General features: G+C 56.6%; 10 protein-coding genes. 2 read left to right on the top strand and 8 right to left on the bottom strand.

Translation table 11 applies throughout. From position 1 onward, the window contains the following. Positions 1–6: 6 nt before the first annotated feature. The 3 genes from mscL to mtnA form a co-directional block, all read right to left on the bottom strand. Positions 7–402, bottom strand: coding sequence for a large conductance mechanosensitive channel protein MscL (gene mscL / locus OHL20_RS01725; protein WP_263384926.1), 396 nt, complete (start codon positions 400–402; stop codon positions 7–9). Positions 403–473: 71 nt separating this feature from the next. After that, positions 474–872 (bottom strand): permease, encoded by a 399-nt coding sequence (locus OHL20_RS01720; RefSeq protein ID WP_263381492.1) that lies wholly within the window; start codon positions 870–872, stop codon positions 474–476. Positions 873–917: 45 nt separating this feature from the next. Continuing rightward, a complete protein-coding gene (mtnA, locus tag OHL20_RS01715) occupies positions 918–1979 on the bottom strand; it encodes an S-methyl-5-thioribose-1-phosphate isomerase (protein WP_263381491.1) in 1062 nt (353 codons plus the stop codon). Positions 1980–2082: 103 nt separating this feature from the next. Here mtnA and OHL20_RS01710 point away from each other — a divergent pair, with 103 nt between their 5' ends. Beyond that, positions 2083–3588, top strand: coding sequence for an amidohydrolase family protein (locus tag OHL20_RS01710; protein WP_263381490.1), 1506 nt, complete (start codon positions 2083–2085; stop codon positions 3586–3588). Positions 3589–3635: 47 nt separating this feature from the next. On the opposite strand, the gene OHL20_RS01705 is transcribed toward OHL20_RS01710, so the two are convergent. The 3 genes from OHL20_RS01705 to OHL20_RS01695 all read right to left on the bottom strand — a co-directional run bounded on the left by OHL20_RS01705 (position 3636) and on the right by OHL20_RS01695 (position 10216). After that, a complete protein-coding gene (locus OHL20_RS01705; RefSeq protein WP_263381489.1) occupies positions 3636–5075 on the bottom strand; it encodes a hypothetical protein in 1440 nt (479 codons plus the stop codon). Positions 5076–5086: 11 nt separating this feature from the next. After that, positions 5087–8530 (bottom strand): GMC oxidoreductase, encoded by a 3444-nt coding sequence (locus tag OHL20_RS01700; RefSeq protein ID WP_263381488.1) that lies wholly within the window; start codon positions 8528–8530, stop codon positions 5087–5089. Between the two features lie 387 nt (positions 8531–8917). After that, on the bottom strand, positions 8918–10216 hold the full coding sequence (locus OHL20_RS01695) for a M23 family metallopeptidase (RefSeq protein ID WP_263381487.1): 1299 nt from the start codon (positions 10214–10216) through the stop codon (positions 8918–8920). Between the two features lie 317 nt (positions 10217–10533). On the opposite strand from OHL20_RS01695, the gene OHL20_RS01690 reads away from it, so the two are divergent. Next, the gene (locus OHL20_RS01690) at positions 10534–12153 is read left to right on the top strand and encodes an EAL domain-containing protein (RefSeq protein WP_317890928.1); all 1620 of its coding nucleotides are present in this window, start codon (positions 10534–10536) and stop codon (positions 12151–12153) included. A gap of 116 nt (positions 12154–12269) precedes the next feature. On the opposite strand, the gene OHL20_RS01685 is transcribed toward OHL20_RS01690, so the two are convergent. Then, positions 12270–12380, bottom strand: a complete 111-nt coding sequence (locus OHL20_RS01685; RefSeq protein ID WP_263381486.1) for an MGMT family protein — start codon at positions 12378–12380, stop codon at positions 12270–12272. A 452-nt stretch (positions 12381–12832) separates the two neighbouring features. Further along, the gene (locus tag OHL20_RS01680; RefSeq protein ID WP_263381485.1) at positions 12833–15235 is read right to left on the bottom strand and encodes a glycosyl hydrolase family 95 catalytic domain-containing protein; all 2403 of its coding nucleotides are present in this window, start codon (positions 15233–15235) and stop codon (positions 12833–12835) included. Between the last annotated feature and the right edge of the window lie 9 nt (positions 15236–15244).

The raw sequence follows: 15244 nt of genomic DNA, 5'->3' as shown, positions 1-15244 counted from the left end.
GGAGTGTCAGGCGACTGGCTGCGCGCAAAACTTGCATCGCTTCGCAGTCAGGGGGATCTCAGACAGACATTCGCCACAGGTCTTCTCCGTCACCGCAGCCGGACCTTTAACCCTGGCCAGCAGATAGTTGATCGGCACCACGAGGAAGAAGTACACCACTCCTGCCATCAGCACGAACGATATGACGGCGTTCAGAAAGAGGCCGTATTGAACTTTACCGCCGTTTACCGTAAGGATCAGATAAGAAAAGTCAGGCTTACCCACGATCGCTGAAATGAGCGGAGTGATTATATCGGTCACGAGTGCTGTGACGATTGCTGTGAAAGCGGCTCCGATAATGACCGCGACGGCGAGATCGATCACATTCCCGCGAAGAATAAAATCCCGAAAACCTTTAAGCATCATCCATCTCCTAAAAGCTGAAGTAGCAGCAGTTTAGCACCCGTGCAAGGGCGTTCCGTGCTGCCAATAGCCTAACGAGACGAGATCAGCCAGGACATATAAGGGTAAAGAAAGAAGAACAAAATCATCGACACGGCCATCAGATCCATATACACGCAGAGCAACACGCCGCCATGGTAAAAGCTCCACTTCGGTTGCATACACCGAACCGTATCGACCGTCCCGACGATCGCCAGCACCGAAGGAAGTGCAAGCCAGAGCGTCGGGCGATCACGCGGAAAATCCGAGAGAAAAAACGCCGCCATCAGGCTCAGCAGCACCAGCAGATTGCCCCGAACAAGCGAACGCGTACGCGGATTGAGGTAGCCGATAATCACGCTGCTCTTAGGATGCACCCACGGCAGCTTCGCTGGAAAATCCATGCCCTGGCGTCGCTGCGGCACACGCCAAGTAGGAAGCAGCTTATTCACCCCGGCAAAGTCCCATCAAATACAGCGATAGAACCCCGGGCCCGCTCAGACCAACGCCGGTTGAACCATCTCGGCCATCGCACGAATCGAGTCGCCGTACGGTGCCCGCAGAATACCGCGCTCGGTGATAATTGCCGTCACGTATCTCGCTGGCGTTACGTCAAATGCAGGGTTCTCGATTCCAACGCCGTCCGGCGTCATCTGCTTGCCGTTCGAGTGGGTCACTTCCATAGCCGCCCTCTGCTCGATCGGAATTTCCTCGCCCGTCAGCGTGGCCACATCGATCGTCGACCACGGAGCAGCCACATAGAACGGTAGGCCATGCTCCTTCGCTAGGATGGACACACCATAGGTTCCAATTTTGTTCGCCACGTCGCCATTCGCCGCAATCCGGTCCGCCCCGACGATTACCGCCTGAATGCGCCCCTTTTGCATTAGCGACGCCGCCATGTTGTCGCAAAGAACTGTCGTCTTGATGTTGTCCTTCATCAACTCCCAGGCCGTCAGCCGTGCACCTTGCAGAAAAGGCCGTGTCTCGTCGGCAAACACATCGATATCATGCCCGCGCTCTATTGCCGCGCGAATTACCCCGAGCGCCGAACCGTAACCGCACGTCGCCAGCGCACCAGCATTACAGTGCGTCAGCACCGTTCCATGCTGCGGCATCAGCTCTGCTCCGAAGGCACCCATCTGCTTACACGCTGCGATATCTTCGTCGTACATTAGACGGGCCTCTTCGACGACTGCCTTCTTGATCATCGCAAGGTCCGCACCGCCAGCCACCAGCCGGTTGTACAGATCGCGGATTCGCCCGATACCCCAAAACAGGTTAACCGCAGTCGGCCGCGTCGCCGCGAGTACCCCACAGATCACGTCGACCTCAGCCGTCAGCGCCTCAACGGTAGTCGCCTTGCTACGCTCAATCCCAATCGCCACACCCATCGCCGCCGAAACTCCGATCGCCGGAGCCCCCCGAACGATCATGTCGCGGATGACTGTCGCAACCTCCTCGTAACTGGTCGCGAGCACATACGTCTCCTCCAGTGGAAGCTTGGTTTGATCGAGAAAATTAACGCCTTCGGAGGTCCATTCAAGTGTAGGAATCATGTCCCTTCCAGTTTAGTCGACTTGCCCTCCGCATGTCTGTTTGCAACCAGCGCAAGCGTCTCAGAAAGATTCCTGAGCGTAAGGAGTTCCTCTAGGCGTCCTGATGAAGTCTCGCAAGAGTATTCCGGAGGAGATGCGTGCCACTCGGCGTAGCTTCGCACATTTCCCTTGTGGTGACCTGAGGGATCGGGTATCAACGGGCATGGCGATTACTCTGCGATGGTTTGTTGCGGTCCTGATGGGAAGTTCAATATGTGGAGCGCAGGCACAGAAGGCTCATCTGAGTGTCCGGCATGCGTACCTTGTAACCATGGCGACGGAGCAGAAGGAGCCTTTCAGCGGATGCATCTTAGTCGATCGGATAGGAAAGATTACTGCGGTGTTGCAGAATGATCCGCCCGCATGCGCCGACGCGGACACGGTCGTGGATGCGGCAGGGGCGTGGGTGATACCGGGGTTCGTGTCGGCACACAGTCATCTCTGGCAAAGCGCGTATCGGGGACTGGCTGCGGACCAGACGCTGCTCGGTTGGATTGATGCGCTCTACGGTAAGGCAGTGACCAAGGCCACGGCTGAGGATCTCTACTGGTTCACGCTTGAGGGCGGACTCGATCATCTGAGGCATGGGATCACGTCGACCTACAGCTTCAACTATGGAGGACACACGCCCGGCGATAAAGAATCCTTCAGCGAGGCGGAGCTACGCGCAGAGATGGATGCAGGCGTCCGTTTTGTGCACGGTTGGGAACCTGGCAAAGCCGGACCAGAGTATACGGTTCCCATCGCAGAGGAACGGTTGAAGACCTTCCTCGACTATGCGCACGGATATGGCAAGACTGAGGCTGAGAGGGCACGGCTGCTGTCGGTGATGATCAACGGAGGAACGGCCTTTGACGGGACAGAGCAGCAGGCGGTCCTTGAGGCCGCGCTGATGAAGCGGTTTGACCTCGGAAATCAAAGCCACTACCTTGAACAGCCGGAGACGCAGATCGTCGACCGGGATGAGATGTGGCCGTGGTTTGTGAAAAACGGGCTGGTGACGAACCGGATGTTCTTCGGACACTTCATCCATACCAGTTCTCAGATCCTGGCTGATACGGCGAAGGCAGGCGCGGGGATGAGTTGGAATCCGCTGTCCAATGGACGGCTTGCGTCGGGTACGGCAGACATACCGCTGTACCTGAAGATGGGCATTCGGGTCGGCATGGGCGTTGATGGTGAGGCGAGTGCCGACCTGGCCGATCCTTTCGAGAACATGAGAACGGGCCTCTACGCGATTCGCGCAAAGTATGAGAATGCCGGAGTAATGAACCCCTATGACGTTCTGCGACTGCACACCATGGGGAGCTCGGATGTGCTCGGCGTGAAGGACCGGATCGGGTCACTGGAGGTGGGCAAGATGGGGGACTTCCTGCTCATCGATCCGAAGGCTTACGGCGTCGTGTTCGATCCGTACGCTTCGCTCGTATTTGTGACCAGCGAAGAGCAGGTCGAGCGCGTATACGTCGGTGGAGAGATGATGGTGGAGCGTGGAAGGCTGCTGAAACAGGATTTGGGGAAGGTAGAGGGTGAAGTGGACGCAAGGGTGAGAGCGCGCGTGGTGCGCTAGCTCTCGCGTTTCGACTTAGCGCCGATCAGGTTGAGGTATCCTCCCATCTACTTCTCGTCCCACATCGCCGCGTGTTGGCTTTGCCTTTCGAATTGGCTCGGCTTGTAATACTGTTCGTAGTATTCGAGTTCAAGATGTGAGAACTGAAGCCAGACACCCGGAACATGAAACGCATCAACATGCGCAGGGAAACGCCCATAAGTATCGAAGATGTAGTTGCAGATTTGCTTCGTGTACTCAATCGCCTTGTCTGAGTAATGGCTGGCATTCTGAAGATAGTTCTGCGCGATGTCTTCCGAGAGATACGGCCGCTTGAAGATGTCGATGTCGGTATAGAGACCGCCAGGACCATACTTCTCGGCTAGGAACTGATCGACCGCGTCGTTCATGGAAGTCACGTAGGGCGGGCACAGGCCCTGCAGCACTCCATCGATACCCACTGGATTCGGCTGAGAAGCCGGGGTGGGCGGCCAGCAGGTATCCGGCCACGTTTTGCCGGGTGCCAAATGAAAGCCAAGCCCCATAAAGTTCTTTGCTGGATCTCGCTCAAGGATATAGGGCGGAGCGACTGAAGCATGGACCCATCCACCTAGTCCGATGGCTTGTCCGATCAGCATCAGATTCTGCAATTGAAAGAAAGCCTCATAGTTGATTCGTAATGTGGGCGCCAGACCGAGCGGCAGATCGATGTTTGGGTTTACAAATTTATCCTGTGCGCGCGACAGGCCACCGATCACTTCATATGGAATCTTCTGACCGGCAAATCCCATCTCCACCGCCGCCCACTCGGCGGCTTCCACAACGTCCGCAGGCTTGAATGCCTGCCAGTCATCGACGAACAGGGGACGTTGCCCGTCCGGCTCTGACAACAGATTGAGAATGATATTGATGTAAGCGCGTGTACAGTCCACAACCGGGAAGAAAACCGTCGTACCCGGACGGTTTGATATCTGTTTATTCCAGCCCAGATAGTAAGGAAATTGACGAGGAAATTCGAGTCGCTGATCATAAAGCTTCACCTTCACCGCCTCCGCAACGGCGAGCCAGTCCGCATCAACCCAGTCAGCGCGGTTAGGGGGAAGATTGCCCAACACACTGATCGCCTTTTCACCTTCCAGCCGCTTGATCAGGAAGATGCCCTGATCGTTGATCATGAAGAACGAAGTCGCCTGCGAGTTATCGGGACTGCTCGCGGAGCGGCCCAACGCGTTCACAAAAGGAGTACCAAGCTCATTTCCGCCGCCTGGTATCTGGAGCGGACCATCATGCGTGGTTGAACCTGTGATCCCGGTCGATACGATCAGGATTGCCTCTTCAAGGGCAGAGAGCGGTGCCGGCGCGTTGTTACTCACATGGCTTAGGCCATCGGAGACAAGCGAAGTGCCGCGCGCTATTCGTCGTGTTCGCCTGTCCGAGATCGCCGACATGAGCGGATAGTTGAAGAGGGCGTCAAGCCCGGCACTCCGCGTCTTCGTCGTATCTGGCATCGTTCCTCCGCTTAGCTCAGGACCGGCTCTTGATGAAGCGTTGCCGCCGTCGTGGCTGTGTCCGAAGCTAAGTTATAACCGTCGAGCTGTCCGACGAGCAGCGGGAAAATATCCTGAGCAGCGTTCTTTCCTATAAAGCAGTCCATGTGCTCGTAGTTGGGCATTGTCAGGCGGAGGTAATTGTCGGCCCCGTTCTTAGCGCACAATAGTTCGAAGCTGCGTTCGGTCCCTTCGGGTAGGAAGAGGCGATTTCCCATTGCCTGAAAGAAGGCCAGCGGAATCTTAAGCCTTTGAATGTTCGGGAGGTACACATCATGACCGTCTTTATCGACAATTTGACCTGCCCGGATGATGGTCAGCAGATGGTTGAACGTTGTGATATCGGCGATGCCAAACATCTCATGAATTGCGTCGTGAGTAGCGTTATTCAATTGTGAATGTTCGTATACTTCGCCGTAGATTGCCCAGATGCGGCGGCACACCGCACTGGTACATGGCGGTCCGGCGATGTTCGGTTTCAGCAAGGCGTCGGCAAGGATATCCGTCCACTTCGAAGGGTCGAAGTCAGTAGTAACAGTGTCAATGCCGAGATCATGTAGAAAAGATCCGACATTAAAGATGGCCTTGAGCTGATTTTCCGGCGAAGTCGTTGGATAAAACCCAACCTGCGAGCATACAGCTGATCGAATCCCCTGAAGCTTGCCCGAAAGCATGCTCATCAGGAAGGTCATTGAGCCGACGCAGTGTGCGACGATCTGGATATCTGCAGCACCTGTAACTGATCGAACCTGGGCTACGGCTGCGGGGTAATCCTTGGTCGCAACATCGTCCAGCGAAAATTGAGTACGTGCCGAGGGCAACGCTGGGCTGGCGCGATAGTCGAACAGCCACACGTCATAGCCATTCGCATACAAAAACTCGGGAAAGTTCGTATCGACGGTATCGATGAGATAGGCAACGGTTGACGTTCCGTACCCAGGAGAAAGCATCACAGGTCCCTTCACTCCGCCCTTATATCTCGTCAGTCGCAGCTCAACGTGATCCTCGGTCAGGAAATGGTAGACCTCCGGAGCACACATGCGGAGGGGGCGTTTCTTTCTCGGTATAGGTTGCGGATTAAATTCGCTGGCAGGTGCCAGCGCTCCACCGTAGACGTCGAACAGGGATCCGGCAAAGTACTTCCCGAAGCGGATGATGCTGGTAAGTCGCTCCAGATCGTCCTTTGCATTCGTAATTTCCATGGTCATCATCTGTCGCATAAAGTCTGCGGGCTCGATCACCAGTATTCCCTTGCCCAGGACAGCTCCTGACACATCCGAAATAGTGATGTAGAGGGTGGACGAATCACGCCAGAGGTTCAGAATTCCATCGTTCTTGATGATCTTGGTTCCGGTGAAAACGAAGACCTTTCCTTCTTCAGAGGTGAGATTCATGGCATACGTCATGAGGCGCGAATCTGGCTGACTGGGATCGGTGACCAGCAGCCGGAATTCACCTTTGCTTACTGTTAGCGGCTTTGCAGAAAGAGCAGGCGCTGTAGCCATACCGACCATACGTGCCGGATGGTCAGGACTGGCGAGCAGTTGATCCAGATCGTCTGCAATGACTGTCAGGATGAACTCAAAATTAGAGTTGTCCTGCTCGCCCTGCTCGCTCCCCTTCGCAAAATCGTCGGTGACGTGCATCGAGAAGAAACCCTTCATTGCCTCGGTAAATCTAAGACCTACTGCAACAGGGGCCGAAGATGGCTGCAGAGTTTGGGTAGAGTTGTAGTCGATCGTCCATCCTCGATCCTCGGCTATGAGCGCACAACACCGCTCAGCAACTGCCGAGATCGTCAACAGAGGATTTACTCCAAGTGATCGCGGCATAACCGAACCGTCGCACACGTAGAGGCTGTCGTAGACAGAGGTTCCGGTAGTGGCCGAGAACACCTGGCCCTTGTGGTTGACCACGCCTGTTGTAGCGTCGGCAGACATGGTACAACCGCCTAGCGGGTGAACCGTGATGAGATTATGGTTGGTGAGGTCGCTCCACAGAGGATTCCTTACGTAGACTCCGCCCAGAGCCTTACTCGCTTGATCAAGTCGATCGTTGACTCGCTGGAACACAGGTTGAGTTCCGGCACCCGGCCAGTGCAGACGCAGCCGGTCATCTTCCAGCGTCATGGAGCCACTCGCATCGTCATGCGTCATCACCAGGTAGGTCTGGGTGTTCTGTACCGCTCCGTGATAGGGGCCGCAAACCAGGCTCTCTAACTCCCGCGTCCGTTCTTCTACAAAGCCGCCTAACCCCGGTGAGAGGTTGGTTCCAGCCCACGGCGCGATCGCCGCCAGGGCGGCGGGAAGCAGGTCTCCGAGCGCTCCTGGAATTGAACCCTCTTCAATCACCATGCCATCATCCAGGTTTGGCTGAAGACGGTCGTCGATGATTCCGGTGATGCATGGGCCAACAGGATCTCGACCCTGTGGCGGCAGCGACCCATATCCAACACCATCGATGACGTCGTTGGTGTCGTACCCGAATGCGAGAACATCGCCGTTGCCCGTGAAGTGCTGTCCCACACGATCTGAGACGCTAAGTCCATTTGCCTTGGACCGCAGCAGGATCTCCGTGGAGCCGAGCATCCCAGCAGAGACCACCACCATATCCGCAGTGATGAACTGCGTTGGCGCGTCGAATAATTCGCGGCCAGAATCCAGGAATTGGTAGTGAATGAGCCACAGGCCTTCTTTGTACTCAAGGAAACGCACGCCTACCTGTGTATAAATTTCTGCGCCGTGGTTACGCGCGTCAGGCAGGTAGTTCATCAGCACAGTATTCTTCGCGGAATAGTTGCACCCTGTCACGCAGTCACCGCAAAGAGTGCATGCCTTCTGCGGCACTCCGGCTGCATTAAGCCCATCCTTGAACGTAACGTTGATGGGCGGTCGATAGAACTTTTCGTTCAGCGATCCGGCCGATTTCTCGAGTGCCTGCAACTTCGGCAGGGTAGGAAAGTTGTCTGGATATGGCGATGGTGTGAGCATCTCCTGGGCGAGTTGATAGCCTCTCTGGAGCTTCGTCGCGACGTCGGCGCGGAACTCATCCGGCCAGCGCGTGTCGTCAAACACTCGCGGTTCCGCGGGCAGGGAAACGTTTGCATTTACGAGGGAGGTCCCGCCCAGTCCACAGCCACAGAAGACGTCGATGTCATCGCTCACCCGCATGTCGTATAAGCCGGTTCGTGAGCCGACGAACGCGGCGGGGGAATCCACCTGCGTTTGGGCGAGCACCTCGGGTACCGTATTTGGATACTCTCCAGGCTGAAACTCCAGGCCGCGTTCCAGGACACACACCTGCTGACCCGCCCGTGAGAGCCGAGACGCTGCAATACCACCGCCATATCCTGATCCAATAACAGCAACCGAATAATGACTTTTAATATCCTCAATCAACGACGAAAGACGAGGCATGAAATCTCCTTTCAGCTTCACCGGTCAGTACGCCACAGACCAACGCTCACATCGATCGCAGCACCAGCCGAGTTCAGAATTCAAATCGCTCGATGGAACTTGCGTGAGTATTCCCGACAAAAACTGGGCCGATTTCTGAGGAGGGAGAACGAGGTGAAATCTGTGTGCACCAATAGAAGCACAAGCTTGTTTTTCAGGCAAGTGAAACTTGCTCGGAGGCCCAGGCTGTCGCGTGCTTCATGTGCTGCGGATTTACCTGCAATCGATGCTCCTTGGGTTAGAGTGGAGGCAATTCCGAATACACTCTGGACGCACTGCGGCGCCGTCGCCTCTTGAATCTGGCGAGTAAGGATGTCCGAATGGTCCCTCCTACGAGTAGCTTTACAACTACTTGCTGAAGCCAGGCAGATCGACACGCCGGACGACATGGTCCTTGATCCAGTGCGCGTCCCACCACTCCTTGGGATCGATCTGAACCCCATCGAGCTGCATCGCGAAGTGGACGTGGTCGCCGCCAGCCATCCCCGTCATGCCACTCAGCCCCATCACCTGAGAGCGCTTGACCATGTCACCCACATGCATGTCGATCCGGCTCATGTGGCCATAGATAGTCTGCAGCCCGTAGCCGTGGTCGACCACGATGCAGTTGCCATAGATGCCCAGCGGAGCGGCCCAGACGATGCGGCCATCGTTCGAGGCCTCAACGCCCACATGTTGTGTGGAGGCCAGATCGTAGCCAAGATGCACCTGCTGATCGATCTTCTTGCCGTGGTACATGTAGCTGCGCACATCAGCGAAGGTAGCCTCAGCCTGCGCATGCGACTGCCGCGTGAAGGGCTGCGACCAAAGAAAGCTGTCAGCAGTCTTAAACTGCAGATTGGCCAGCGTCTTGTTATTCGCCTGGCGCATCTCGGTGTTGATCTTCACGAAGCGCGCAACGGGATCGCCCGTGCCGTTGGGGTCAAGCTCACCCAGAACCTTCTGCAGGAACTGGTCAGAGATCTGGATCTCGTGCTGGGTGTAGACGGGCTGTTCCTTTTTGGGGAAGATGACGGTCAGCGGGGTCATCACATCATTGCCTGATCCATTCGAGGCATAGACAAGCGGTGTCGTGCCGGCAGGCATGTTCCAGGCGAACGCAAAGAGAGAGAAGAGGCCGGGTTTGCCGCCGGGCATGGGCCACGCACGAAAGGTCTGGTCTCCGACCCGAACGCCCGCAGACGTGTAGGTGCCGGTGATGTTCATGGTGGCGAGGTCGGCCATGCCGAGGTATAGGTAGTGCTGGTCGGAGTCGGCGCTGACGAGCGGTGGCTGAGTGACCACGTTCACCTCGCGCTCCATCCGGGTTGTGCCGTGGAACAGACCGCCGGAGGTGGCTTCAAGAATCAGGCGGGCAGGCCCATCATGCAACTGGGGAGTGGTCTTGACGCCAACCTCGAAGTTGAATGTAGTGTCCGCATCCTTCGAGGCAGCGGGACTCTGCCAAGCCTGGTATTGTGCGCCGTTCTGGGCGAAGGTGGCAGTCAGCTTACTGACGCCGTGGGAAGCCTGGACGTGTACGGCGATGGGCGTTGCTTGTCCGATGGTGTTTACAGATGCAGGCAGGTCGAGCAAGGGCTTACCGCAGCCGGTTAGAGCCACGCATAGCGGAAACAAAAGGAGGTTTGCAGAATTAGGGGTTCTCACAAGTCGATTTTAGTACCAAGCATCTCTGCGTCGCTTTGTCAGCTTGTGTTGCTCATGTTCACCTGCCCCCAAGCTGATTTCATCGCACCGAAGCGATGCGGTCGTCGAGGAGCCAGTTAGTCTATTTTTTTTGTTCCTTTGCGAATGGGTGCTACGCTCTCACGCCTCCGATAGCTTCATCGTCTCCCATCCGCAAAAGACATTGGGATGAAACACCTGCGGCATAGGTGTTTCAAGCGCATATACTATCGGGGTCTACAGGCTGAGGAAAAACGAAGCGCTCCTTCAGCGCGTGTCGTTGTGGTCAACACTCCCGAATGATGGTAAAACCGGAGCAAGTACGCCAGGCGTTGCACCACGATGAGCTAGTGCCTTGCTTTCAGCCGCTTGTAGCATTGGCTACCGGAGAGCTCATCGGCTTCGAGGTTCTGGCCCGATGGCGGCATCCCCAGCAGGGTCTCATTCTGCCCGAGAATTTCATCTCCATTGCGGAGTCGGAGGGCTTAATCGGGGAGTTGACCGACCAGATCCTCGGAAAAGCATTTCTGTCTGCGCCATCGTTACCGGAGGCGCTCATCCTGGCAGTGAATCTATCGCCACGACAACTCTATGACCTCAATCTGCCCGGTCAGATTAGCGACGCTGCGGAGAAGGCAAGCTTCCCTCTGGAACGGCTCAAGCTGGAGATTACAGAGAATGCGCTGGTCGACGATATCGCCGGAGCAAGGAAGACCATCGGCAGGTTGAAAGCACTCGGCTGCAAGCTTGCTCTCGACGACTTCGGCACCGGCTACTCCAGCCTGCAGCACCTCCACGTTCTCCCGTTCGACGAGTTGAAGATCGATCGCAGCTTCGTCGCCGCAATGACCAGAAAGCGGGAGAGCCGAAAGATCGTCGCTGCCATCATAGGTCTTGGGCACAGCCTCGGACTCAGCACGCTCGCAGAAGGCATTGAGACTGAGGCGCAGGCAGACATGCTGCTGCGACTTGGGTGTAAGCAAGGGCAGGGATGGCTCTATGGACAGCCTCTGGAGGCTGCCAGCATCGGAGAGGTGATCCGCAGAACCCCTCGCATCCCTTCCGTCCCGAATCAAACCACGCAGTGGGTCGTGTCGAGCCTCGAGGCTCTCCCTGCCCAGCGTCTGGCGCAGATGCAGGCAATCTACGACGGAGCGCCCGTCGGTATTGCGTTTCTTGACTGTAACCTGCGCTACATCAGCATCAATAAGCGACTTGCCGAAATGAACGGTTCCGCGATCGCTGCTCACTTGGGAAAGACAGTAGAGGAGATGATTCCGGACGCCTACCCGATCTTGAAGCCGTATCTGCTTCGTGCCTTGCGAGGAGAGGCCATCTCGGACGTCCTCGTCTCCCGGCCCGGGGTCAAACTCGGAGGAGCAGATTGGGCAGCTCTTCTTTCTTACCACCCGGCGCTGGATGAGGGTGATGAGGTGATCGGCATTGCGGTTGCTGTCGTCGACGTTACGCGTCGTGAGCGTGCCGAAGAAGCGCTGGCTGCAAGCAAAGATCACTTTGAAAATATGGTCGAGTTGATTCCTCAGATGCCGTGGACGATGAGCCCGGAAGGAGACATCCTGGACGTCAGCTCGCGTTGGTCGCGCACCACGGGTCTCAGCAAAGAGGACTCACTCAAAAGGGGATGGCTCCATGCGCTGCACCCGGAGGATGTCGACCCTACCGTTAAGATCGTCAACGACGCGCTACGCACCGGGGAGCCAATCGATGTGGAGTACCGCGTAGTTCGGCCCGAGGGCGGTTGGCGCTGGATGCGCGCGCGAGGGACGGCTCTCCGTGGTCCTTCCGGCGAGATCATCCGTTGGTACGGAAGTGTAGAAGATATTGAAGCACTGAAGCAGATGGAGGAGGCGCTTAGGATGAGCCGGGGATATCAAAAGGTTCCAGGAAGCAAGCCATGAAGCTTGCGCCCGTCAGTGTGCCAGTGTGATGAGTTGGATGGTACTCAAGTACGTGAGCATGTTTTGGATCTACAGCCGCGACCGCACGAAAGTGGTTGAGACTGTACAGCACACTACTATAAAAGAGTAAGTTGCCGTGACGGCAACGCTCCTTCCAGGTCCAATAGCATCCGTTTGCGGCCGGCCCCTCCGGCACAGTCCGTCAGGCTGCCGCCACCCCCGATCACGCGATGACAGGGTATGACGATGCTGATGGGAATTTCGGCTGTTCGCCAACCTTACCGCTCGCATGCTCTCCGGTGCAAAGTGCCTCGGCCAGTTGACCATAGGCGAGTCTCTCCGAAAGGAATGGCACGCAACAGTTTCCAGAGCGACTGCTGGAAAGCTACACCTACCAGAGCTAGTGGAAAATGTGAAGTCCCTGCGCTTCAGGTCGAAGTACTCGCGGAGCTCTGAGCGAACAGCTTTGAAAGCCAGTGAACGATCGCGATCCAAGCGGTTGCACCTTCGATCCAAGCAGATGGTCTGGCGTGTAGAGCCCGCTCAACAGCTCGTCCGCACTGACTAGGGTCAGCATGCCCAGAGGTGACTCTGCCAGAAGATGTTCTGTTGTCAGCATACAAACCTCCGATTTTCGAAGGAGATCTTCTCTGCGTCGCTACAACTTTTCCATACTTCTTTATCGAATCCCGATAGCGCGGGAACCGAGAGACTTTGGTAGGAACGCGGGAGTTCCTGACACAGCCTTGAATTCCAACGGCTGACCTTCCGCAACGGCTCGTCTCACGAGATAACTGTGACCCACTACCGGTTTCAGTCCGATCACGGGACCGTCAGTTGCTGATACCACAGGATGATTCGTGCGGGCATCAACGATCTCTACCCGCATGCCTGGCCACGGATTGCGGATCCTGATAGCGTCCGCAGAGCCTGCGTCGATGCCGAGGGTAATGATATCTCCCTTGCGAAGTTGCAGGTTGACCCTGCCGTTGTGCTCGATTGCCACAGTGGCATCGGCGTCCCAATCCTTGGGCCACGCAGGAGCGATGCGAACGAGGCCGTCGTAATCCTGAACGAGTGCTGTCTGCAGGGCATCGGCAAGCACACCAGCTTGCTCGACGTAGAACTCAGATCCCATGAAACTGGCAAGCCCAGATGGATAGGTCTGGTAGCGTTCTGTTAGGGCAAGAAGGCTGGACTTGAACTCTGCGGTTAGTCCCAATCTCGCTGCCTGAACCGGATCAGCGCTCCAATCATTGTCGTTCTTGTTCGGGCGTGCCATAAAGGTGCGAACAGCAATCGCATGGAGCGGCCCACCATCACCAATCAGGCCGTATGGCCAGACTGGTTCAAGGCCAAGATTCTCTGAGTTATGCGTTTCGGCCGCCGGGTCGTAACTTGCAGCGATCACCGTTCCGGCTGAGTCATCGTTCGCAACGGTAAGCACATTAGGTGAAGCGAGATTGATACGGGGCAGCACAGGCAGATGGGCAAGCTCCTTTTTCAACTCGGCTGCAAGCCCCGGGTCAATCTTGAGGATCGTTGCCGCCTCGATGACGGCAGGGAAGAGCGCGTGCATGGCAGAGATATCCGTAGTGGGATCATGAACATCCCACTTGGACTCATGCGCGTTCGATGGAAAGGTGTGAAGGCCGCCGTCGGGCGTGTGAGTCGCATAGGCCAGAAGAAATTGTGCCGACTCACGAAGGATCGGATAATTCTGCGCAAGAAATTTACGGTCGCCGGTGAAGAGATATTGCTGCCATACCCACAGCGATACCTCGGCTCCTGTCGAGATCGTCCGTGCGTTGTAATAGGGCTTCGAATCGCCGGCGCAGTTGAGTGCAGCCTCGGTTATCCAGGTCTCGTTTTCATAACCGCGTCCATTGAAGCGCATCGTCTCTGGCACACAGATACCAGGGCGGCCAGCCATGTGCAGCTTCGTCCAGGCGAGGATATTCGGCAGATTCTGCCTGTAGAGCGCAAAGTAGGAATCGTTCAGTTCAGGAAGGCCCGCCCCTAGATTCGCGCTTACCTGCATGCGGAGGTTCCAATGCCAGTAGGCCGAAGGTCCCCACTTGTGCGAGTCGCGAATCGAGGAGAAGAGGTCGCCAATCCCAGCCTGTGACCCAGGCAACTTGTCCCTACTCTCGGCGGCAGCGGTGAAGAGGTCGATGGTGCGAAGATTCTCAAGGTACTCGGCCGCATGATCGGCAGATGAAAGCTTCATCAAGCCGGGCCGCTCCCAGAAGTGATGCCACCATGTGCGGTGTTCTTCCGTCGATAGCTTTGCGGCTGCAACCAGCAGTGTTGAAGCCGAGGCAAGCGCGTCACCACCGCGCCACGTAGGTGAGCCAACGAGGATGCGGAAGGAGCCATCTATGTGCGAATGAAAAGTAATCTTGACCGTGAGCGCACTGGTCTTCTCAGCATGAAGGTCGTTGCCGTCGGCGGTGATGGCAGCCAGTGAGCCAAAGGTCTCCCCGCTGGCTCCTGCTTCCTTGTCATCAAGCCAGGTCTCAGCGAGAGCACCGCTGTTGCCGTTCACCAGAGCTTTTGGCTGACGAGGCGACCAGAGCGTGAGCTCGGCGGACTGTAAGATCTTCGGGTCTGCACCCGTCACGTCGATGATCATTACATCGAGTGCTTCGGCAACATAGGTGGTTGCGGTCATGCCGCCGCCGTGCTCCTCGAATTCTCCATTGTAGACATTGAGACGCGCACCATAGTCCGGGGCGTCCGTAAGCCGTTTGAGGCTGGGAATGTTCACCTGCCCAGGCGAGAGTCGGAGAGGAAATGTATCGCCGCGATTAAGCTGCGCGGTATACCCGTTCTCGGCCCATACCGCCAGCCCGAGGCGTCCGTTGCCAAGCGGCATAGCCTGCTGGGGAAGCAGATTTGGCTTTTGAAGAATCACGTCGGAGCGCTCGACAATTCCTTTGCGCTCTATGTGGAAGCTGCCATCGCGCCATGCGGTTGTTCCTGGTTGCGCCGCAAGACAGGTGGTTCCGATCAGGCAACATGTAGCGGAGACAATACGGACGAGGGACATGCGGAGGTAGCAATCAACAGAAAGCGGCATTATCGCGAT

Source organism: Granulicella arctica (assembly GCF_025685605.1).
Classification (GTDB): Bacteria; Acidobacteriota; Terriglobia; order Terriglobales; family Acidobacteriaceae; genus Edaphobacter; species Edaphobacter arcticus.
Note: the sequence above shows the minus strand (reverse complement) of the source record. Positions and strands in the feature narration are given on the sequence as shown.